Annotated in this window: 18 protein-coding genes and 1 pseudogene; 11 read left to right on the top strand and 8 right to left on the bottom strand. The window is 65.3% G+C overall.

Going from position 1 to position 19,500, the window contains the following annotated elements; genetic code table 11:
- Position 1: 1 nt before the first annotated feature.
- From NF4_RS17975 to NF4_RS37840, 8 genes are all read left to right on the top strand, one after another.
- Positions 2–769, top strand: a complete 768-nt coding sequence (locus NF4_RS17975; RefSeq protein ID WP_063128643.1) for a maleate cis-trans isomerase family protein — start codon at positions 2–4, stop codon at positions 767–769.
- A 2-nt stretch (positions 770–771) separates the two neighbouring features.
- Positions 772–2,007 carry an alpha/beta hydrolase gene (locus tag NF4_RS17970; protein ID WP_157120427.1) on the top strand — a complete coding sequence of 412 codons (1,236 nt, stop codon included), beginning with the start codon at positions 772–774 and terminating at the stop codon, positions 2,005–2,007.
- A 100-nt stretch (positions 2,008–2,107) separates the two neighbouring features.
- Positions 2,108–3,328 (top strand): MFS transporter, encoded by a 1,221-nt coding sequence (locus tag NF4_RS17965; RefSeq protein WP_063128477.1) that lies wholly within the window; start codon positions 2,108–2,110, stop codon positions 3,326–3,328.
- 430 nt (positions 3,329–3,758) lie between these two features.
- On the top strand, positions 3,759–4,283 hold the full coding sequence (locus NF4_RS17960) for a GNAT family N-acetyltransferase (RefSeq protein WP_063128642.1): 525 nt from the start codon (positions 3,759–3,761) through the stop codon (positions 4,281–4,283).
- A gap of 310 nt (positions 4,284–4,593) precedes the next feature.
- A complete protein-coding gene (locus tag NF4_RS17955; protein WP_063128476.1) occupies positions 4,594–5,214 on the top strand; it encodes a TetR/AcrR family transcriptional regulator in 621 nt (206 codons plus the stop codon).
- Positions 5,215–5,219: 5 nt separating this feature from the next.
- A complete protein-coding gene (locus NF4_RS17950; protein WP_063814621.1) occupies positions 5,220–5,714 on the top strand; it encodes a hypothetical protein in 495 nt (164 codons plus the stop codon).
- Positions 5,715–5,881: 167 nt separating this feature from the next.
- Entirely contained in the window at positions 5,882–6,088 is a 207-nt protein-coding gene (locus NF4_RS17945) for a hypothetical protein (protein WP_063128475.1), read from the top strand.
- 883 nt (positions 6,089–6,971) lie between these two features.
- Positions 6,972–7,109, top strand: a complete 138-nt coding sequence (locus tag NF4_RS37840) for a hypothetical protein (protein ID WP_157120426.1) — start codon at positions 6,972–6,974, stop codon at positions 7,107–7,109.
- Here the strand turns inward: NF4_RS37840 and NF4_RS17940 are convergent.
- The 5 genes from NF4_RS17940 to NF4_RS17920 all read right to left on the bottom strand — a co-directional run bounded on the left by NF4_RS17940 (position 7,085) and on the right by NF4_RS17920 (position 12,873).
- Complete coding sequence (locus NF4_RS17940) at positions 7,085–8,785, bottom strand: MFS transporter (protein WP_084533206.1); 1,701 nt, start codon at positions 8,783–8,785, stop codon at positions 7,085–7,087. The two genes, NF4_RS37840 and NF4_RS17940, sit on opposite strands and share 25 nt — an antisense overlap.
- Positions 8,786–9,024: 239 nt before the next feature.
- On the bottom strand, positions 9,025–9,267 hold the full coding sequence (locus NF4_RS17935; RefSeq protein ID WP_063128474.1) for a peptidoglycan-binding domain-containing protein: 243 nt from the start codon (positions 9,265–9,267) through the stop codon (positions 9,025–9,027).
- Positions 9,268–9,767: 500 nt separating this feature from the next.
- Positions 9,768–10,148 (bottom strand): peptidoglycan-binding domain-containing protein, encoded by a 381-nt coding sequence (locus NF4_RS17930; protein WP_232330532.1) that lies wholly within the window; start codon positions 10,146–10,148, stop codon positions 9,768–9,770.
- Between the two features lie 125 nt (positions 10,149–10,273).
- On the bottom strand, positions 10,274–11,410 hold the full coding sequence (locus NF4_RS17925) for a BTAD domain-containing putative transcriptional regulator (protein WP_063128472.1): 1,137 nt from the start codon (positions 11,408–11,410) through the stop codon (positions 10,274–10,276).
- Positions 11,392–12,873 (bottom strand): serine/threonine-protein kinase, encoded by a 1,482-nt coding sequence (locus NF4_RS17920; RefSeq protein WP_063128471.1) that lies wholly within the window; start codon positions 12,871–12,873, stop codon positions 11,392–11,394. Before NF4_RS17920 ends, NF4_RS17925 begins: the two co-directional genes overlap by 19 nt.
- Positions 12,874–13,298: 425 nt before the next feature.
- On the opposite strand from NF4_RS17920, the pseudogene NF4_RS17915 reads away from it, so the two are divergent.
- Positions 13,299–14,366, top strand: a pseudogene (locus NF4_RS17915) (RNA polymerase sigma factor); the annotation flags it as partial.
- Positions 14,367–14,497: 131 nt separating this feature from the next.
- On the opposite strand, the gene NF4_RS17910 reads toward NF4_RS17915, so the two are convergent.
- From NF4_RS17910 to NF4_RS17905, 3 genes are all read right to left on the bottom strand, one after another.
- Positions 14,498–15,649 (bottom strand): N(5)-(carboxyethyl)ornithine synthase, encoded by a 1,152-nt coding sequence (locus tag NF4_RS17910; RefSeq protein WP_063128470.1) that lies wholly within the window; start codon positions 15,647–15,649, stop codon positions 14,498–14,500.
- A 504-nt stretch (positions 15,650–16,153) separates the two neighbouring features.
- The gene (locus NF4_RS37830; protein WP_157120424.1) at positions 16,154–16,312 is read right to left on the bottom strand and encodes a hypothetical protein; all 159 of its coding nucleotides are present in this window, start codon (positions 16,310–16,312) and stop codon (positions 16,154–16,156) included.
- 124 nt (positions 16,313–16,436) lie between these two features.
- Positions 16,437–17,330: an SDR family NAD(P)-dependent oxidoreductase gene (locus tag NF4_RS17905; RefSeq protein ID WP_063128641.1), complete on the bottom strand. Its 894-nt coding sequence runs from the start codon at positions 17,328–17,330 to the stop codon at positions 16,437–16,439.
- 74 nt (positions 17,331–17,404) lie between these two features.
- Here NF4_RS17905 and NF4_RS17900 point away from each other — a divergent pair, with 74 nt between their 5' ends.
- Positions 17,405–17,998, top strand: coding sequence for a TetR family transcriptional regulator (locus NF4_RS17900; protein WP_198165365.1), 594 nt, complete (start codon positions 17,405–17,407; stop codon positions 17,996–17,998).
- A 1,088-nt stretch (positions 17,999–19,086) separates the two neighbouring features.
- Complete coding sequence (locus NF4_RS17895; protein ID WP_063128469.1) at positions 19,087–19,293, top strand: hypothetical protein; 207 nt, start codon at positions 19,087–19,089, stop codon at positions 19,291–19,293.
- Positions 19,294–19,500 lie beyond the last annotated feature (207 nt).

The following is a 19,500-nucleotide window of genomic DNA, read 5'->3' as shown; positions in this document are numbered from 1 at the left end:
CATGAACAAGCACTACCGCATCGGCCTCGTGGTTCCCAGCTCGAACGTCACCGTGGAGACGGAGATGCCCGCGCTGCTGCAACGCCATCGGAATGCGACTTTCTCCTTCCACACCACCAGGATGCGGATGCACACTGTCTCGCCCGAGGAATTGCGGGCGATGAACGGCCAGCGGGAACGCTGCGTCGACGAGATCGGCGACGCCGGTGTCGATGCGATTCTCTATGCCTGCCTTGTCGCGCTCATGGTGCCGGGGCACAGCGACGGGGTCGGCGAGCACGAACGCACCGAAGAGACAGTCGCCGCGCAGCTCGCGGATCGAGGCCTGGCACCGCACGTGAGCTCCAGCGCCGGCGCACTCATTCATACACTGCGTGCGTCCGGTCTCACCCGAGTCGGTCTGGTCATGCCCTATCTGCGCCCACTCGCCGAACTCGTGGTGGCCTACCTCGAAGCCGAAGGCATTGTCGTCACCGACTGGCGGGCCCTCGAGGTGGCCGACAATGCCGAGGTGGGCTGCATTCCGGGCGACCGGGTGCTGGAGGCCGCCCGCTCGCTCGACCTCACCGGTGCGGACGCACTCGTACTCTCGGCGTGCGTACAGATGCCGTCGTTGCCGCTGATCCAGGCGGCCGAAGCCGAATTCGCACTTCCCGTCCTATCGGCTGCGACCGCAGGAGCGTTCACCTTGCTCGACCGGCTCGGGCTGCCCGTCGACCTCCCGGGCGCGGGGCGACTGCTGACCCGTGACGCCAAGGTTGGTGCATAACCATGGCGAGGAACCCGGGACTCACCGCCGACTGGTATCCGGCGGTACTGCCGGCCGGTACCGGTGTCGAGCTGCAAACCAATGTCACAGTCGACGGCAATGCGGCGAAGGGCACTCTCTACACCCCGCCGGGCCGCGAGTCTCGTGACACCACCGTCATCGTGACGATGCACCCGCGGGTCGACTTCTTCCGCCACTACCTCATCCCCGCCCTGCTTCGCGCCGGCCACGCCGTCTATGTGCAACAGGCGCGCGACGCCGGCAACGATCTCCGCCTGGTTCACGAGCAAGCACTACTCGACCTCGGTGCGGGCCTGGAGTGGCTCCACACTCGCGGGTTCCGCCGCACCGTCGGGCTCGGCAACTCCGGCGGGGGGGCACTGTTCACCTATTACGTGCAGCAATCACACAAAGCGCCGGACGATCGAATCCTGCGTACACCGGCGGGGCGCCCGACCTCGCTGGACAAAGCCACCTTGCCCACGCTCGATGCGCTCGTCTATCTCGCTCCGCATCCAGGGCAGGGCACCCTCCTCAGCTGCTGTATCGACCCCTCGGTCAGTGACGAGAACGACGCGTTCTCGGTCGACCCGGCGCTCAATCCCTTCGGCGAACACAACGGTTACCGTCCTGCTCCCGAAAGCTCCGCCTACTCGGAGGAATTCGTTCGTCGCTACCGCACGGCCCAGCTCGAGCGGGTCGCCCGCATCGACGAGATCGCCCGCGCCCATGTTGCCGAGGCGCTCGACGCCCGCAAGCGAGTCCAATCAGGCAGTGCCAGTGCCGAGGACCGTCATCGCGCCGGCAGCGCACGGCTGATCACTGTCTGGCGCACCGATGCCGACCTGCGCGCGATGGACCTGTCGCTCGACAAGTCGGATCGTGCGTACGGCTCGGTCTACGGGCCCAGGCCCGAGGTCACCAACTACGGCATCGTCGGTTTCGGGCGCCTCTCCACACCAGAGGCCTGGCTGTCGACCTGGTCGGCACTGTCGTCCAACGCCACCATCGCCAAGGCGGGCCCCGATATGACTCTGCCGACACTGCTCATTTCCTACAGCGCAGACAACTGCGTCTTTCCCAGTGATTTCGACGGCATCGTGGCCGCCGTCGCCAGCAGTGACAAGCAAGTCCTGCGGATCGCGGCGGACCACTACGGCCACCCGATCGAACCGGCCGCGCAGCGACGCGACCACGCCGCCGGCCCCATCGACGAGTGGATTCGCCGCCTCGGCTGATCGACATTCCCCGGATTCACTCCTGTTCTCTTCGCGCCCGCATTCGGCGGGCGTTCTCTTCACGCCTGCACTTCAGCCGGCCAAAACAAAGGGGTTTTGGATGACAGCGCTGTCCATCCGACGCCATTCCGTTGCCGCCGCGGTTTCGCTCGGCTTCGCCGCCATCGTGTTCGATGGCTACGACCTCATCGTTTACGGATCCGCCGTACCACAGCTCCTCGACTACCAGGACTGGCAGCTCACTCCCACCCAGGCCGGAGCGATCGGAAGCTACGCACTCGTGGGCGCCGTTCTAGGCGCGGTATCAGTCGGCACACTCACCGACCTCATGGGCAGAAGGCGCCTTTTCATCGCTTCGCTGACGTGGTTCTCGCTGATGACGCTGCTCACCGCCCTTGCCCCGACACCGGAGTTGCTGGGCCTGTTCCGCTTTCTGGCCGGCCTGGGCTTCGGCGGGATTCCGCCGACGGCAGTCGCATTGGTCATGGAGGTCGCACCTCCGGCACGCCGTCACTTCATCAACGCACTCATGCTCTGCGGATTTCCCGCGGGCGGAGTGCTCGCCGCGGTCATGGCTCTCCAGTTCCTCGAACCGCTCGGCTTCCGAGCGCTGTTCGCGTTCGGCGCCTTGCCGCTCGTCACCATCGTTCCACTCAGCATCTGGCTCCTCCCGGAGTCACCCGGCTTCGTACGACGCCCGCGAGGTGGCGGGCGCAGCGCTCGCCTGGGCCGGCTCACGACACTGCTCAAAGGGAGACAAACCGCAGCGCTCGTGCTGTTCATCATCACCAACTTCTGCAGCTTCCTGCTGGTCTTCGGCCTGAACACCTGGCTGCCGACGCTGATGCGGGAGGCGGGCTACGAGCTGGGCTCGGCCTTGGCGTTCCTGCTCGTCCTCAACGTCGGCGCCGCGGTGGGCGGGTTGGCCGGGTCGGCCTTGGCCGACCGGTGGGGCAGTCGGTGGATCGCGACAGCTCTTTTCGTCCTCGCGGTCGCGTCCTTGGGGCTGATCGCGGTGCCGTTGCCGACCGCCGTTCTCTTCCTGCTCGTGTTCGTGGCCGGAGCGGCGACCACCGGCAACCAGGTGGTGATCTACGGCTATATCGCCGCCCACTACAGCCCCGGAAACCGAGCCACGGCCCTGGGCGTCAGCACCGGCGTCGGCCGCCTCGGTGCGGTTGCCGGACCGATCGTCGGTGGCGCTCTCGTGGCCGCCGGTGCCGGCCTGAGTGTGAATGTCGGCGTATTCGCTCTGGTCGCGGTCCTCGGTGCGGTGGCCTGCGCCGCGGTCCCTGCCCCGAAGACCGCGCCCGCTCTCTGACCGATACTGCTGAATGGAACGGCTATGCCGTACACCGTGTCCGAGTGCGTCGCCGCCGTCGTCGCAGAGTTACACGACGGCCCGGTTTTCGGGCTGATGGGCGACGCGAATTCGAAGTTCGTGACGAGGCTGAAACGGCGTTACGGGATGCCCTACTACGCGGCACGGCACGAGTCCGGCGCCCCTCACCAAGTATTGATCGTGGTGACTGTAGTCACGCACCTACTGTCATTCTCGGATATTTTGCCACCCATCATATTTCGGGCGGCCGGCGGTGGACAACACAGGACGGTTCCGGGCCAAAATCCATGGTTTCGAGACCGAGTCCGGTTCCTGCCGCCTCCGTCTCCACTTCTCGATCGCGGGCAGACCGGCACCGGCCGCGATCACCAGCGAGTCCCACGCCAGCTCGCGGGTAGCGTCGCCGCTCGTGACTTCTACTCTGCGTACCCAGCGTCTTGTCCTCGAGCGGTACGTCCCGGAAGATGAGGAAGGCTTCGTCGCTTTGTTTCAGGACACGAGGGTGTCTCGATGGATGGGTGACGGCCCGTCTTCCGAAGCGGCCGACCGGGCCTTGTTCGGGCGGGTCTTCACCAAGGTTTATGCGGACGATCTGTTCGACGTCTGGGCCGTTCGCCGGGACGGACGCCTGGTCGGGCATGCCGAGATCAAGCCGACTGACGTGGTCGAGGGCTACGAGATCATTTACGCTTTGACCCCACAGGTGTGGGGATGCGGTTTGGGCGTCGAGTTGGCAGAAGCGCTCGTCGCCTACGGTTTCCACACCCTGGGGCTGACCGAGGTGCACGCCACCGTGGCCGCGCCGAACAAGGCTTCGCTGCGTGTTCTGAGCGCAGTCGGTTTCGAGCATATCCGGGACATCACAGAAAACGATGGCAGTACCACCCTGCTATTGGCCCGGTCGATCAGTGACCGCTCACCCACCGACCGATAGCAAGAACCTATCAACCAAACCCGCCACTTCGCCTGATTTCGGCGAATACTACGACGACCGAAAACGGTGTCACCGTCGCGCACGAACCGGCTGGAACTGGGGTTGATGTCGTCCGGTCCACCGTGTGCAGTGGCGGCCGTGCAGTGCCTCACGCCAGCTACCTGGCCGAACAGGGCTTCATGTACCAGGTGGCACGATCGTTAGTGGCACCCCTGGGTGCACGAACATCGTTCAGCGAAACAGGGGCCGGATGGCAACCGCCTTGCTGCCCCGCATTTACAATGCAGATCAGTACTGTATTGTAATTAACATGGGAATCGAGGCACGTCCGCCTGGCCGCCCGCGGGACGCCGGCGCCGATACCGCCATCCTCGACGCGGCGCTGGAGCTGCTGATCGAGCGTGGCGCGGCCGCCGCCAGCATCGAGCAGGTCGCTCGGCGCGCCGGGGTGACACGAGCCACCGTCTACCGTCGTTTTCCGGACAAGACGCAGCTCCTGATCGCCGCTGTCGAGTCCGCCTACGGCAACCCACCGCCAACGCCGGAGATCCGCGACCTGGAACATCTGCTGACGGGGTGGGCGGCAGCGCTCGCCGATCCTCGGCAGCGACGGCTCCTGCGCCGGCTCTACGGCGCGTTCGAGGACTATCCCGAGATCGCCGACGCCTACGAGCAGCAGCTCGGTAGCCATCGAAGCGATGCCCGCACGGCGGTGTTCGAGCAGGCCCGGGACAACGGCGAGCTGCCACCGGACACCGACCCGCAGGTCCTGCTGGACATGCTCACCGGCGCGGGGTGGCAGCACCTGGTCACCCGGCCCGACACCAGCACGCCGGACGACGTCGAGCAGTACCTGCGCGCCGTCCTTCACCAAGCGGGCTTCACGCCCGCAACCCGACGGGACCGCGCGCCCCGGCCCACCAAGGAGTAGACACCATGTCGACGACCACGTCCTCAGCCTCGGTCGAAGCACAGCTGCGCACGCGGGCATTCGCCCGCGTCATCGGCCCCTACATCGCCACGTTCACGATCCTCTACGCGATCCGTCTGCCGGATCTGATCTGGCTCATCAACGACCTGTTCTCACAGCCGGTCCTGGTCTTCATGCTCGGCGCGCTGATGCTCGGCGCGGGCCTGGTCATCATCGGCGGTCACCGCAGCTGGCGCGGACCGCTCGCGATCACGATCTCCGTGTTCGGCTGGTTCGTTGCCCTGCGCGGCTTCCTTCTGATCGCCCACCCCACCGCTGTCGAGGAAACCGTTGACGCAACCATGCTCTCGCCCACCGCGACGCTGCTGGCGCGGGCCTTCTTCGCAGTCCTGGGAGCGATCGGTCTGCTGCTGACGTACGCCGGCTGGTTCACCAAGCCGTCCGTGCCCGGAGCAACGCCCGCGGAGCCCACAGTCACGGAGTCGGCGACCGACCGATGACGGCGGCAGTACTGCCGTCAGCAGACGAGATCCGGGCGACCTCGCCTGAGTAGATGCTCGCTGCACCAACTGCTGTTCGTCGGCAGCACTCGGGTTCGGGGGCTCTTCGCGCGGTTTCGGTGTTGTCGGGAAACGATCTTGGGCTCAACCGCTCACTGCATCACCGCATGGATGATCATGTCGGCGTGGAGGGTTCGGTGCGGGATTACGGGTTGTCACCTGCTGGTCAGGACGAGTTGTGGAGACGGTGGCGGGCAGGTGAGTCGCTCAGTTCGATGTCGCGGTCCCTCGGGATGCCGTTGCAGCACGTGCGCCGGTTCCTGGCCCAGACCGGAGGAGTCCGAATGAACAGCGGTGATGCGCTGACCCTTTGAGACCGCCATCGTTCGTGAGACATCCCGGGGCGCAGCGGGTCTCCGCAGGTCTCCCAGTACAACCCGCAACCTCGGTACCGGAGCGCCGCACCTCGCCGCCACCGGGATGCTGGCCGCTGGCCAGGCTGTCTACCACGACTCGGCGCATGCCTGGATAGTCCTCTTGCTGGTGTGTATCTGACGGTCGTCATCAGCTGGGTCAGGGTGCAAAAGGTGTCGTAGCCCGCAGAAGTGGTCGGACGCCACAGCGCGAGCGAGAAGCTCTGATCGCACAGCGTCGGCCGTGTGCCGTGTCGGGAAGAAGGCGGTGGGTGCAAGACTCGAACGGGCCCACCGGTAACCCCGCGCTTTCGTCGTCGAGGTGGCATCGGTGTCAGGCTTTGCCGAGAGGCGATTGTTCGAGAACTGAAGGCGGCACCGTCGGCGGGTTTCGCCCTTTGTGCTGGGCAGTCCTCTTCCTGTGCTCCTGACCATCGCGGCGAGGTGAACCGGGCCACTTTCCTGTCGTCCGTCGGGGGATTTGACGTTCTGACCAACGATCAGCGCGGGCCGAGTACGTGCTGCTGGTCTCTCCGGGTAACTCGCGGAGAGGTGCCGCGCGTTTTGGCCTCCGCAGAAAGTTGCGATCAATGCGTCGAAATTGCGTTGCAGCCGAGCATGATTCGTGAAGCCCGCAACTTGCCTATCCGGTCACGGCGGTCGCCGCTGGGCTGATCGTTGGGGTTGGGCACCGCGCACCGATCCCGAGCCGATGGCTCATGACGCTCTATGTGGGGGTCAGGGGTTCGAGTCCCCTTAGCTCCACCTGAAACCCCGGGTCAGGCCCGGTGTAGTACCGGGCACTGACCTTTTCTTTTGACCGAGCCCACGTTTACCTCACGGTTTGGGACCAATTTGTGGTTTCGTGCTCTACGGTGCGGTCATCATGTCGATCGCGGCCGGCAGTGCCGGACCGCTGGATCGGGTATCCGCTGAGCTGCTCGACCTGCTCGATCATCACCATCCGGCCGGGCGGGAATAGCTGCGTTGGACGTCGCCGGCGTCGGGACGGCCTGGCACCGCAGCCTCCTCGCCGTGTGCGTCGCGGTCACCCGTGTTGTCGATCAACGACTCGCCGCGGCTCCACGGCATGAACACAGCGAAGACGATGGCAGTGGCCAGCACACTGGCGACCATGATCATCGCCGCGTACTTCCAGCCCTGCATCGTCGCATCCTGCATAACCCGCACGAGACTGTTCGGATTGTCCAGATCGGTGACCACGCCGGGGAGCCCGGGCCGGTTCAATATCTCGAGTACCGAGATCGGGGAGTTCTCGATCAAATCGCGCTGCTGGGCGGACAGGAAGTTATTCGCGAGCGGACCGTAGGAGTCGAGCTTCGCCGAGACGATATCGCGGTATTTACCGAACAGCACCGAGCCGAGGATGGCGATTCCGAGAGCACCACCGATTTCGCGGGTCGTGTCGTTGACCGCCGATCCGGCGCCGACTTCCAGGCGGGGTACCGAGGACATGACGGAGTCGGTGACAGGCCCGGTGACGATGCCCAGACCGCCGCCCATCAGGATCATCGACCCGAACGGGATCTGCCAGTAGGTGGTTTCGACGGTCGCCTGCCCGGCCCACATCAGCCCTCCGGCCAGGATCACCATCCCCGCGATCACGACCGGAGTGTGCCCGTACCTGTAGCCGAGCCAGGTCGCGACCGGCGCGCCGAGGCCGACCGCGAGGGCGAACGGCAGCGAATGGATACCGAAGGTCAACGGATCCATCAGCAACACCCCTTGGAAGTACTGGCTGACCATGAACAGGAAACCGAACATCGCGAAGTACGACACCGCGAGCGCGAGCGCGGGTAACGCGAAGCGGCGGATCCGGAACAAACGCACATTCAACACCGGGTATTCGGCGCGCAGTTCCCACGCCGCGAACAGCGCCAGCAGTAGCACCGCGGCGAGGATTCCGCCGATTGTCATGGGTGCCGTCCACCCGTGCCGGGGTGCTTCGATGAAACTCCACACCAGCAGGAAAACTCCGGCAATCGAGAGAGTGACACCGAGTAGGTCCAGCGATCCTGTCCTACCCGAACGTGATTCCGGAACGAAAACGTAGGCCAGGGCGAGCACGACGACGGCGGCGGGCACGTTGATCCAGAACATCGAGTGCCAGGAGAAATGCTCCAGCAGCCAACCACCCACGGTCGGTCCGATCCCGACAGCGAATCCGGCCATCGCGGTCCAGACCGCGATCCCCAGCGCACGTAGACGCGGCGTGGGATACACCGTGGTGATGATTGCCAGGGTCGCGGGGAACACCGCCGCAGCCGAAACTCCCATGCCGGCCCGGGCGATGAGCACCTGGGTCAACGATTGCGCGCATGCACCGAGTACAGACATCGCAGCGATACCCACCAGGCCACCTACCAGCACGCGGCGACGCCCGAGCCGATCTCCGAGATGGCCGAACATCAGCAAGAACCCGGCGAACGGGAGCGTGTAGGAGTCGATCACCCACTGCAATCCGCTGAAGTCCGAATCGAGCTCGTTGGCCAGTGTCGGCAGCGCCACGACTACCACGGTGTTGTCCAGCAACACCAGCAGCACAGCCAGGCACGAGGTGACAAGCGCGCCGAAGGCAGCCCACTGCGGTCGTACCGAATGCGATCGCGTTGGACCGTCCTTGCGCAGCGTGATCATCGCTTACCCTCGCCTCCGGCGCCCATCGCATCGGTCCGGCACCGAACGCGAATAAATGTAACTTCTAGTAACAGAATCGGAAGATAGTCGGACATTCGGTCTGATGCAAGCTCCGCTCTATCGGGCGGTCACTGCCGATCGCCCGTCGCACCGGTGCCCGAGTGGCCAGCGGTGCCGCCGCGTTCATCAACTCCGGATTCGACCCGCCGCACCCTGCACAACAGCTCTGGCCCGGCTGGCTACCACGACAGGCCGGGTGCAGAGCTGTGGGCTCTGCGGTGTTCTGGTAACCGGATGAGCGCGGCCCAGGTGTCCGGTCCGACGATGGCGTCGGCCTTGATCCCGGCCGACGCCTGGTACTCGCGCACGATCTGTTCGGTGCCGGGACCGAAGACGCCGTCCAGTGGGTTCGGCCGCTCGCCGCGATATCGGTATTCGACTCCGAGTCGTTCACGGGAGGAATGCGGATGATCGCCCAGCACCGCTGCACATTCTGAACCTGTCGCCCCGATATCCACGCAGGGCAGTCGCCGAGAATGCGATGGACGAACTCTTCAGCGCTCTCGGTCCGGGTGAACGGGTCGGGTCCGATAGGTACCGATACTGCACGGCACTCGGTCGAGTCGGGTGTGTCGCGCGTCGGACTCTGTGGCAGGGCGATTGAGTCAGTCCTGAAGGAGAATCCGACATATGGGTAGACCCCCGCCGATTCCGGTCGAGAAGAAGACGCGGATCGTGATGGTGTGCCGGCCGGTGAGGCGACGATCGCGAAGGCGGCCCGTCGGGAAAAGTGCAGTGAGCAGTCGGCCGGCCCATGGAAGGCCGAGTTCCTGGAGCCGGGTATGTCCGCGTTGTCAATCGGGGCGATCGGGTCCATCGCGCCGGGCCCGACATCTGGCCACGGAATGGGCATCGGGCGTACAGCGGTGGCCGTCGGCTGCCGCGAAATTCGGCGAGCCGACGGCCGGAGCAGTCATGCGGATCAGCGACCGGCGAGTGCCGATTCCCCGATGAGCGCGGCCCAGGTGTCCGGTCCGACGATGCCGTCGGCCTTGATCCCGGCCGACTTCTGGTACTCGCGCACGGTCTGTTCGGTGACTGGACCGAAGACGCCGTCCAATGGGGTTCCGCGGAAACCGATGAGGTAGAGGGCCTTCTGTACAACATAGACGCAATCGCCGGTCGAGCCGCGCGACAGCGTCGGATAAGAGGACGCACACGCATGGGCGGTGTCCTGTTCGCCCGACGTCGCGGGTGCGCTCTGCGCCTGGGCGAGCGCGGCCGAACCACTCGCGATGCTCAGCGCGATACCCGCGACCAGGACCGCTCGGAGCGTGCGGCCGGTCAGGCGTGTAGTGGACATCTCATTCATTCCGACTCCAGTTCCCTTGTGGTGACTGCTGTTCGGGGCAGCTCCCGAGCAGGGTGGAATGAAGTTATCCAGGCGCGCCAACGTCGCGCTCACGTCGCACCAATGTGTCCGGACGATCACCGGGCGGGGTCTGCGAGGCGTACTTTCACCATGGTGGAACCCAGGCGGATGGTGTCGCCTGGTTCGAGCAGAGTCGCCGAGCCGATGCGGCGGTCGTTTACGTAGACCCCGTTCGCGGAGCCGAGATCGGTGATGTGCGCGCGTTCACCGTCGCTGTCGACACGGGCGTGCCGGCGGCTGATCTTCGGATCGGCCAGCCGCAGATCGTTGCCGACGCCGCGGCCGATACTCACCCCGGCCTCGGTGACAGCGATGACCTGGCCATCGCCGGAGACCAGCATGATCACCGACAGCGATTCCTGCAGCGTCGGCCGCTCCTCTTCCGGCGCTGTGGAGCCGGAAACGGGACTTCCGGGCAAAGGTTCGTGACGCAGGATCCGTTCCTGTAGCGCCCGGAGTTCCTGCGGCGCGTCCATACCCTGGTCGTACAGCCGGCTCAGGATGACCCGGCAGGCCCCGGCGGCGTCGTCGGCGCTGTCACCGAGGTAGAGCGCGGTGATGTAGCGCGACCACACCGCGACCCCGGTCGGTGATTCCTCGGCCATGACCCGCAGTTCCCCGATCACCTCCCGGGCCCGGCCGCACGCGATATCCATATCGATCCGGTCGATCACCGTCTGCCGCCGTTCCTCCTCCATGCGGACCCGGAAACCGTCCACGAACGGGGATGCCCGCAGCCCGTCGAGCGCGTCTCCGGACCATTCCGCCAGGGCCTGCCGGAACGCATCCGACGCACCCTCGTAATCGCCTCTGTCCCGCGCCATGACAGCTTTGGTGCGGGTTTCGGTGAAACGGTGCAGATCGCAGTCGCCGGGCCGGATGTCCAGGCGGTAGCAGCCGGATTCGGTGCGCAGCAGGTCGGTATCGGAGACGCCCGCGGCGCGGATGGCGGCGCGGATCCGCGCGATCCGGTTCTGCAGACTGCTGCGGTAGCTGGGCGGGGGTTCGTCGTCCCAGACCCGCCGGCCGAGTCGTTGCGGGGACAACGCGACCCCGCGTTCGACGGCGAGTACGGCGAGTATCATCAGCGTCCGGTATCCACTCAGGTGGAGTCGGCGGCCGCCGATGACCAGGCGCACCGGACCGAGCAGCCGCAAATCGATGGGTATCCGGGTCAGTCGAGATTCCAACATATTCCTGCAAAACCTCCGTCCGTTTCCCGAAACACCGGCCATCGCAGAACTGTGGTGCGGGTCCGTGGACCGTAGATCCCGTCGGCCATGGCGCCTGCGGTCTTCTGAAGCTGTTCGATCGCCGACTTGGTCGTGAAGTCGTAAGCGCCCGACACATCGACGGGGATGTGATGGCACAGGGCGACCGCGCGTTGTACCGAGGACACGGCGTCGGTGCGGTCGCCGAGATTCAGGATGCAGTTCGGTTCGTCTCGGGAGCCGTGGCCGGTCGGCAGTTCCACATAGGTGCGGTCGCCGTTGAAGTGCCGGATCGTCCAGTGGCAACGGGCCGTGAGGCGGCTGGGGGTCGTGGCGGTCGGGCCGGGGCCCACGATAGGTACCGGGGTCGTCGGAGGGTCGGGTTCGGCCCGGACGGCAAGGGCCCAGCCGGCGGCGAGCGCGACGGTGAGCGCGGCGGCTGCCGCCATCCATGGCCAACGAGGGCGAACCCGGGAGGCGGGCACGGTGGTGTCCTGGGAGACAACCGTTTCCGCCCCGGTGACCGTGTCGGCTCCGACCCGCTCGGATGTCGTGGCCCGAGGCAGCGCATCGGTATGAACAGGGCGGGACACCTCGGCGACCACTTCGTCCGACAGTGCGGCGCGGGCGGCGGCGGCCAGTTCCGCGCAGCTCTGGTATCGGTCGTCGGGATCCTTGGCCATCGCCTTGGCGATAACGGAGTCGAACACCTCCGGCAGGTCCGGCCGGATACGGGTGGGCACCGGAGCAGGTTCGCTGCGGTGCGCGTGGATCAGTTCCCGGTCGCCACGGTTCGGGTAAGGGTAGGAACCGGTGAGCAGTCGGTGCAGTGTCGCCCCGAGCGAGTAGATGTCGGAGCGGTGGTCGGGCAGCGAACTGACGAAACGCTCCGGGGCCACGTAATGCGGCGAGTATTCGCGCCGGCCGACACCGGTGAGGGTGGCGTCGTCTTCGAGGCTGCGGGCGATTCCGAAATCGGCGACCAGCACGCGTTCACGGCCGTCGGCGGTGGAGACCAGCAGGTTGGACGGTTTGATATCGCGATGCACGACCTTGTTGTGATGGGCGTGGTCGATACCGGCGGCGGCGTCGGAGATGAAGCTGACAGCACGGGACGGGTCCAGTCCGGCGCCGGTGTCGAGCAGTACCTCGGTGACGTTGGGGCCGTCGACGTATTCCATTTCGATCCAGCACAGCCCGTCGGTGACATCACGGTCGTGTATCCGCACGATGTTCGGATGCGACAGACCGCAGACGAGTTCGGCTTCCCGACCGAACAGGCGCAGCCCGCGGGGGCCGCCGCGGGAGGGGTCGAATACCTTGAGCGCCACTATCTTGGACGGCAGCCGCGGGTGCACAGCGCGGTAGACGACCCCCATCCCGCCGCGACCCAGTTCTCGATCGATCCGGTAGCCCGCGAATTCCTCACCGATGCGCAGAACCACATCCGCCCTTCGCTCCGGCCGCCACCCGCACCCCGGTCGCGGATTTCCGGGCCGTCCGCGTTACGCCGGTTCTCTTCCATGTCAACACTTTTCGTGCCGACTCTCCGCGCGCGGAGAATATCAGGCTCCGGGCTGTCCGGGGAGCCGTCGATTGATGTTGCCCGGATTTCCGGAGTTGGTTTGCTTGACCCTCGGTGTGGACGTCCACGGCTTGGGGCCCCTTCCGGTCCTGCTCCACCGAGAACTCGACACGTTGACCCGATGGCAGATCGCCACCCTACTGGAAGGTATGGGAAGGTGCCGGTCGTCGCCTCACTTCGTGTGCCGACCAGTACGCTGGTCATTGGTCCCGGTGATTGCCGAGCCGCTCGAGGCCTCTCTGCGGTCCTGTTTCTTGTATCGCGAGGTCGCCCGAATCACTCGGAGAGGCGAATATGGCAACGACCGCAAGCGAAACAAATGGCCAAGATTCCACCGGCACCTCGGCGGAGCAAGATGACGTTGCGGATGACATCTGGGTTGAGGACGAGTCTCCGGCGCTGCGTCGGGCGCGCAAGGAAGCCGAGTTCACCGCCAGTGGGGACTCGACACGGGCGTATCTGAAGCAGATCGGGCGAGTTCCGCTACTCTCCGCGGCCGAGGAGGTCGATCTCGCGGTCCGGATCGAAGTCGGTCTGTATGCGGTGCAGAAACTGCAGGCCGAATGCGAGGGGCCCGCGGGTCTCACGATCGCACGTCGCCGAGACCTGACCTGGATCGTACAGGACGGCATCGCGGCCAAAGATCATCTGCTCGAGGCAAACCTGCGGCTGGTGGTGTCGATCGCAAAACGGTACACCGGGCGGGGCATGGCCTTCCTCGACCTGATCCAGGAGGGCAATCTGGGTCTTGTGCGTGCGGTCGAAAAGTTCGACTACAGCAGAGGATTCAAGTTCTCGACCTATGCCACATGGTGGATTCGCCAGGCGATTTCTCGCGCCATGGCCGACCAGGCCCGCACCATACGAATCCCCGTGCACATGGTGGAGATCATCAACAAGCTCGGGCGGGTGGAGCGCGAACTGCTTCAGCAGCTGGGCCGCGAGGCAACAGACCAAGAGCTTGCCGCAGAATTGGGTATTACACCCAAGAAGGTTCTCGAGGTTCGGCAAATCGCACGCGAACCGATCTCGTTGGACCAGACGCTCGGTGACGAGGGCACGACCCAGTTCGGCGATTTCATCGAAGACTCCGAGGCTGTCGTAGCCGTCGAGAAGGTAGCGTTCACCCTGCTGCAGGAGCAGTTGCGGTCGGTACTCGACACGCTCAGCGAGCGCGAAGCCGGTGTCATGCGCCTGCGTTACGGCCTGGACGATGGGCAGCCTCGAACGCTCGACGACATCGGGAAGGTCTACGGCGTCACCCGTGAGCGGATCCGGCAGATCGAGTCGAAGACGATGTCGAAGCTACGTCACCCATCGCGCTCACAGTTGCTTCGGGATTACCTCGAATAGACGCAATGGTCCTGCGGACGGTTGAAGGTCGGCAGCGGGCCCGGCTGCAGTCTTCGAGTCACGGTCATCTCATCCTCGTGGTCTGCGCGACAGGCGTTCGACGAGTTCAGCGTTGGCGCGGTCGCCGGTGTTCAGCGGCGGTGGTGCGGGTATTGCGGTAGGCGCTGTTGGAAAGACAGGATCGCGGAGTTCTGGATCGTGCCGTTGCGGATCTCGATCGCGCGTCGGACGGTTTCGTGATCGTCCCAGGTGGAGTGTCCGGAAAGGACCGACCGCAGGTGCGGCAGCAGCGCTTCGCTGATCTCCCAGGTCGCCGAGTTCCACAGGTAGGACGGGCTGTGATCGACAGCGTAGTAGGTGACCCCGTCGCCGACCGGGAGGGTCGGCCGGGTGAACGTCGTGGGCTGCGCCCAGCTGAAGCCCATGGCTTCGTCGCAAGAGACGTCGACGATGAGGCTACCCGGGGCGAAAGCGGCGAGGTCGTCTTCGATGAGGAAGGTCAGCGGCGCGTCGGTGTCCTGCAGCACGCAATTGACGACGATGTCGTGCTCGGCGAGAAACCCGGCCAACGGCACCCGGCCGGGCTCGGTGTGTGCGTAGCTGCGACGCGGGTCGCCCTGCATGTTCGCGTCGTGGTCGAAATGCACCATCGTGGCGGAATGGATCGGCGATCCGACCGTGCTGAGGCCACGGGCGGTGAGAACTTCGACGTCGTGGATCCCGTGGGCGTTCAGCGCGGTCACCGCGCCGCGCGCGGTCGCCCCGAAGCCGATCACCGCCGCTCGCAGTCGGCGGCCGTAGTCCCCGGTCGACCCGATCGACTGCAAGGCGTGCAGCACCGAGCAGTAGCCGGCCAGCTCGTTGTTCTTGTGGAAGACGTGCAGGCCGAACGAGCCGTCGCGTCGCCAGTGGTTCATCGCCTCGAACGCGATCACGGTCAGTCGACGGTCGATGGCCAGTTGGGTCAGCTCGGCGTCCTGCACACAGTGGGGCCAGCCCCACAGCACCTGGCCGGTCCGCAGTTCGGCGACGTCTTCCCGCAGCGGTTTGGCCAGCAGGATGACCTCGCACTCGGCGATGAGCTGCTCGCGTGTGCGCATCCCTGCGACCGTGCCCGCCAATCGTTCGTCGGGCACGCCGAAGGGTTCACCGTATCCGTGTTCGAGATAGATGGTTTTCCGGAGATCGGCGTCGATCCGGTCGAGGTGGTGTGGGTGGATCGGCAACCGCCGTTCGTTCTCTTTTCGTGAACGCGCGACGACGCCGAGACTGAGCTGGTGCACCGGAGGCCCCTTTGCTAGGAACCAGTCTTAGCACACCCACGGCAATCGTCGTGTACTCGGGTGGTGTCCAGTCCCGGCCTCACAGCACGCCCGCACCGGGCCGTGACGACCCCGGGCAGGATCCGTTCGTCGACTCGGCACGACATCGATCTTCCCGCGGTGGAGCCGAGCCCGTGAGGGCTGAGCTCCGACGCCGGACAGCAGTATGTCTATTTGCGCTTCTTGCCTCTGCTCTCCAAGGCTTCAACACCGGATTCGGTCGCGGCTGACTTGGCCTTCTTCTCCGCTCGTTTCTCCTTGATCGATTTCCCCTGCTTTTTGGACATCGTGCTACGCGGAGATTTGTCGGACAACTGGGCATCCTTTGTTTGCAAGACCTCGGCGGTCTCGTTCCCTCGACAGTACGCTTCCGGGGAGATTCCAGCCCAGGGCAGAGCGAGGCGAGCCGGCACTCGAGCGTTTCGTCGACGGGCGCGGATAATCTGTCCGACAACGCATCCGGCCTCAGCCGAACGGCGCGTCACGAAGGGCGGCCGGCCCACCCGCGGTGGCGGGGTCCAGCGCGCGGACGGTGACCTGGCCGGAGTGCAGCGGCACGCCGGCGAAGTGGAAGTCTGCTGGTGCCGGCTTCGGCTGGGCTTGCCGATCCAGCAACACCACCACACGGGCGGCGTGTTCCCAGAGGCCGTGTGTGCTCGGTCAACCGGCAACCGTGAGGCTGGCGGCAGTCCGTCTGCCCCGCTGTGTCGCCGGTGGTGGTTACAGGCTTCCGTTCGTGGATGGCGAATCACTGTGTGGTCAGCCGCTCGCGGTGTGTCTCACACAATTCCCAGATGATGCTTTGGGTGGTTCTGTCCAAGGCGGCATCGGGCCACTGAGTCGGGGTGGCCTTGCTGTTGAAGTAAGTCCCGTGAATACCTTCGACCTCGGGACTGGAGGCGAGGTACACGCTGGAGCGGGTGGCCCGCAGTAGTGCGCGGTGGCCGTAGATGATCGGCATGGCGAGCCGCAGCAGAGGCACTATCGGTCGCGCCAACGGCGGGTAGGTGCCGGCGGTGAGGTTCTTGTTCATCGAGGTGTACGCGTGCCCGGGGTAGGCCACGTTCAGCGTCGCTCGTGTGCCGCCGAGCTCTTGGGCGAAGCGGTAACTCATCGCCATCTGCGCCAGCTTGGTCTGGTTGTAGAACGACAGCCCGACGTAGGACTTCTCCCCTTGCAGGTTGTCCAGGTCGATCCGCCCCTTCGGGATGCCGCCCGTGATGTTGATGACCCGGGCGGGCTGCCGAGGGGACCCGGCGGCCGTCAGAGCCGGCATCAGCCAATGCGTGAGACAGAACGGCGCGACCACATTGACCGCGAACGCGGTCTCGAGGCCGTCCTCGGTCAGTATCCGGTGGGATCGCGTTGCGCCCGCGTTGTTGATCAGCACATCCACTCCACCGCTCCGCTTGCTGACCTCCTCGGCGAGGTGGCGCACGTCGCGGAGCCGGGACATGTCGGCGGTGATCGCTTCGACGCGGTCGTTCCCACTGGAGCCGCGGAGCTCGTCCACAGCAGCCTCGGCGCGGTCCTTGTCGCGCCCGACGAGGATGACGCCGGCACCCAGTCCGGCCAGGGCTCGCGCGGTCTCCTTCCCGATACCTCCAGTGCTCCCGGTCACCAGCACGGTCTTGCCTTCCACGGTCACCACTCCACTCGCTACATTGTCACTTGGTGACACTATAGACACCTGATGTCGCGAAGTAGTCTGAGTGCGTGACAGAAGGACTGCGCGAACGGACGCGCCGAGCGGTCCGGGCCGAGCTCGCCGAGGTCGCCATGGGCCTGTTTACTCGGAAGGGCTTCGACGAGACGACTGTCGAGGAGATCGCCAGCGCAGCCGGAATGACCAAGCGCAGCTTCTTCCGATACTTCCCCACCAAGGAAGACGTCGTCTTCGACGGCGTCGACCTCACCGGAGAGAAAGTTGTCGCCGACATCGCGGCTCGGCCTGTTGGCGAAGACGCCTGGGAGTCGCTGCATCGTGTGCTCCGGGCCTGGCAGGGTGAGATCCATGCCAGCGAGCAGATACTCGCTACCCTTCGGCTCATCGAGGCCACACCCGCGCTCGTCGGACGACTCCACCACCGGCGAACCGAGTGGCGTCGGCGCGTCAGCGAAGCGCTGCAAAACCGCCCAGGGGCAGACATCGACGCATACACCGCGGACTTGCTCACCAACGCAGCCACCGCGGTACTCGACGCCGTATCCGGCGAGTGGGTGCGATCAGGCGGGAAGGCGGACCGCCCGGCTCTGCTGGACCGAGGGTTCAGCCAGATCGACGTCAACCCCCACGTGCGCCAGGTATGAACTCGCGCGGCGGCTTAGCTGCGTGCCTGCGTAACTCCGCTGCTGTCGCCGCATGGCCGACCCGACAGGGGTGGGGCACGACCGACCGGCCGATCACGATCATTCCCGCCGGGGAACAGTGGCCCGGCCGGGACGCTGTGAGGCCGGCAATCGAAGACTGGATCGGCGACGGGGCGGTCGTTTCCGCTCTCGCCCGAGTCAGGGGTGGGGCCGCTGTCGGCGGAAGCGTGTGGGAATGCGCGTCCGGCCGTCGACTGGTCGACATAGGCTTCGGCGACGATGTCGCGGTTGCCGCAGAATGGACACCACCACTGCGGTTCCAGTGCTCGCCAATGGAATGTTCGTCGATGGCATCTCCTCTCCCCGCGTCGCCCACCATGCCGAACAGAGACAGACCTGATTCTTTTCCGTCAGTGGCCGAACCGGGGGAGGGCGTTGTGGATGTACTCCCGCTTGGCGGGGCTGCCGAGGACGGCATAGGTCTGGGGATAGCCGCGCGACCGGCCGCCGCCGGAGCGGACGTACTGATGCCATATTCTCCTGTCCCGCGCGAGCCCTATTGTGCACGCCTCACAAAGATCTGCGGAATTTCTGGCCGCAGCGACCGTTACTCGACCTGATTCAGCAGGCTAATATTTCCACAAGAGTGAATCGAATCGGCTATCGAATTTCTATCGGCAGGGCCGCCTCCCGCGGACTCGTCGCGACCGGCTCCGATTCAAAGCCAATCGGTAATTCGCGTCTTCTATATGCTGCCGTATACCCCGCGAGATGCGGAAACCTCAGATCGTCGACGCAGGTCACCGGCTCGGGTTTCGAGGATCTGCTGGCCTCCGCAGCCTCTGATCATGTCCGAATCTGCGCGAAACCGCGAAAAGCCGGCATAGTAACCAGGGCCGTCTTTCGCTTCTGATCACCTGCCCCGGATCACCAATATCGGGAATGCTGGATCGCCCCCGGTCATGGCCCATCGGGTTATCGTATTTCGGTGGAACGCGGTGTTCTCATCGCCAACACGCTTCGTATCACTATTCGTTGGCGGCGGAAATCGAATCGCCAGCGACTGCCATTCCTGGAGGGAAACAAATATGATTCACACAATCGCCAGGTTCGCCGGTCTTCCACTCGCCGTGGCCGCAGCTGCCATCACCATCTCGGCGGCGTCGGCCTCCGCGCAAGTGGCGGTCGATGTCGCCCCGAAACTCGATGTCGATCTCGTCGTCACCCAGTGCTCGATCGAGACACTCGGCTACGGCCAGTTCCAGGCTTGCGTCAAGGCGGCACTCACCCCGTAGCGCGCGGACCCGGATCACCGAGGCAACGGCAGGAACCCGCACCGGTCTTCGGGAGTAGCCGTGAACAAGTAGCGCTGGAAAGGTGATATCTCGCGCTTTTCGGTGCGATGGATCTTGCCGGTGCGGTCGGCGGAGTCCGGGTTTCCGCCGATCGCACCACCGTCGCCGCGCGGAGTCGCGCCGGAAGCACGGGCGAACTCGGTCGAG

The sequence above is a fragment of the Nocardia fusca NBRC 14340 genome (assembly GCF_001618425.1).
Taxonomy (GTDB): domain Bacteria; phylum Actinomycetota; class Actinomycetes; order Mycobacteriales; family Mycobacteriaceae; genus Nocardia; species Nocardia fusca.
The sequence above is the reverse complement of the archived record's forward strand: the minus strand, read 5'-3'. Positions and strand labels throughout refer to the sequence as shown.

Coding starts and splice junctions, on each gene's coding strand:
- NF4_RS17975 (WP_063128643.1), top strand. CDS start 2: ATGAACAAGCACTACCGCATCGGCCTCGTGGTTCCCAGCTCGAACGTC.
- NF4_RS17970 (WP_157120427.1), top strand. CDS start 772: ATGGCGAGGAACCCGGGACTCACCGCCGACTGGTATCCGGCGGTACTG.
- NF4_RS17965 (WP_063128477.1), top strand. CDS start 2,108: ATGACAGCGCTGTCCATCCGACGCCATTCCGTTGCCGCCGCGGTTTCG.
- NF4_RS17955 (WP_063128476.1), top strand. CDS start 4,594: ATGGGAATCGAGGCACGTCCGCCTGGCCGCCCGCGGGACGCCGGCGCC.
- NF4_RS17950 (WP_063814621.1), top strand. CDS start 5,220: ATGTCGACGACCACGTCCTCAGCCTCGGTCGAAGCACAGCTGCGCACG.
- NF4_RS17945 (WP_063128475.1), top strand. CDS start 5,882: ATGGATGATCATGTCGGCGTGGAGGGTTCGGTGCGGGATTACGGGTTG.
- NF4_RS17940 (WP_084533206.1), bottom strand. CDS start 8,785: ATGATCACGCTGCGCAAGGACGGTCCAACGCGATCGCATTCGGTACGA.
- NF4_RS17930 (WP_232330532.1), bottom strand. CDS start 10,148: ATGTCCACTACACGCCTGACCGGCCGCACGCTCCGAGCGGTCCTGGTC.
- NF4_RS17925 (WP_063128472.1), bottom strand. CDS start 11,410: ATGTTGGAATCTCGACTGACCCGGATACCCATCGATTTGCGGCTGCTC.
- NF4_RS17895 (WP_063128469.1), top strand. CDS start 19,087: ATGATTCACACAATCGCCAGGTTCGCCGGTCTTCCACTCGCCGTGGCC.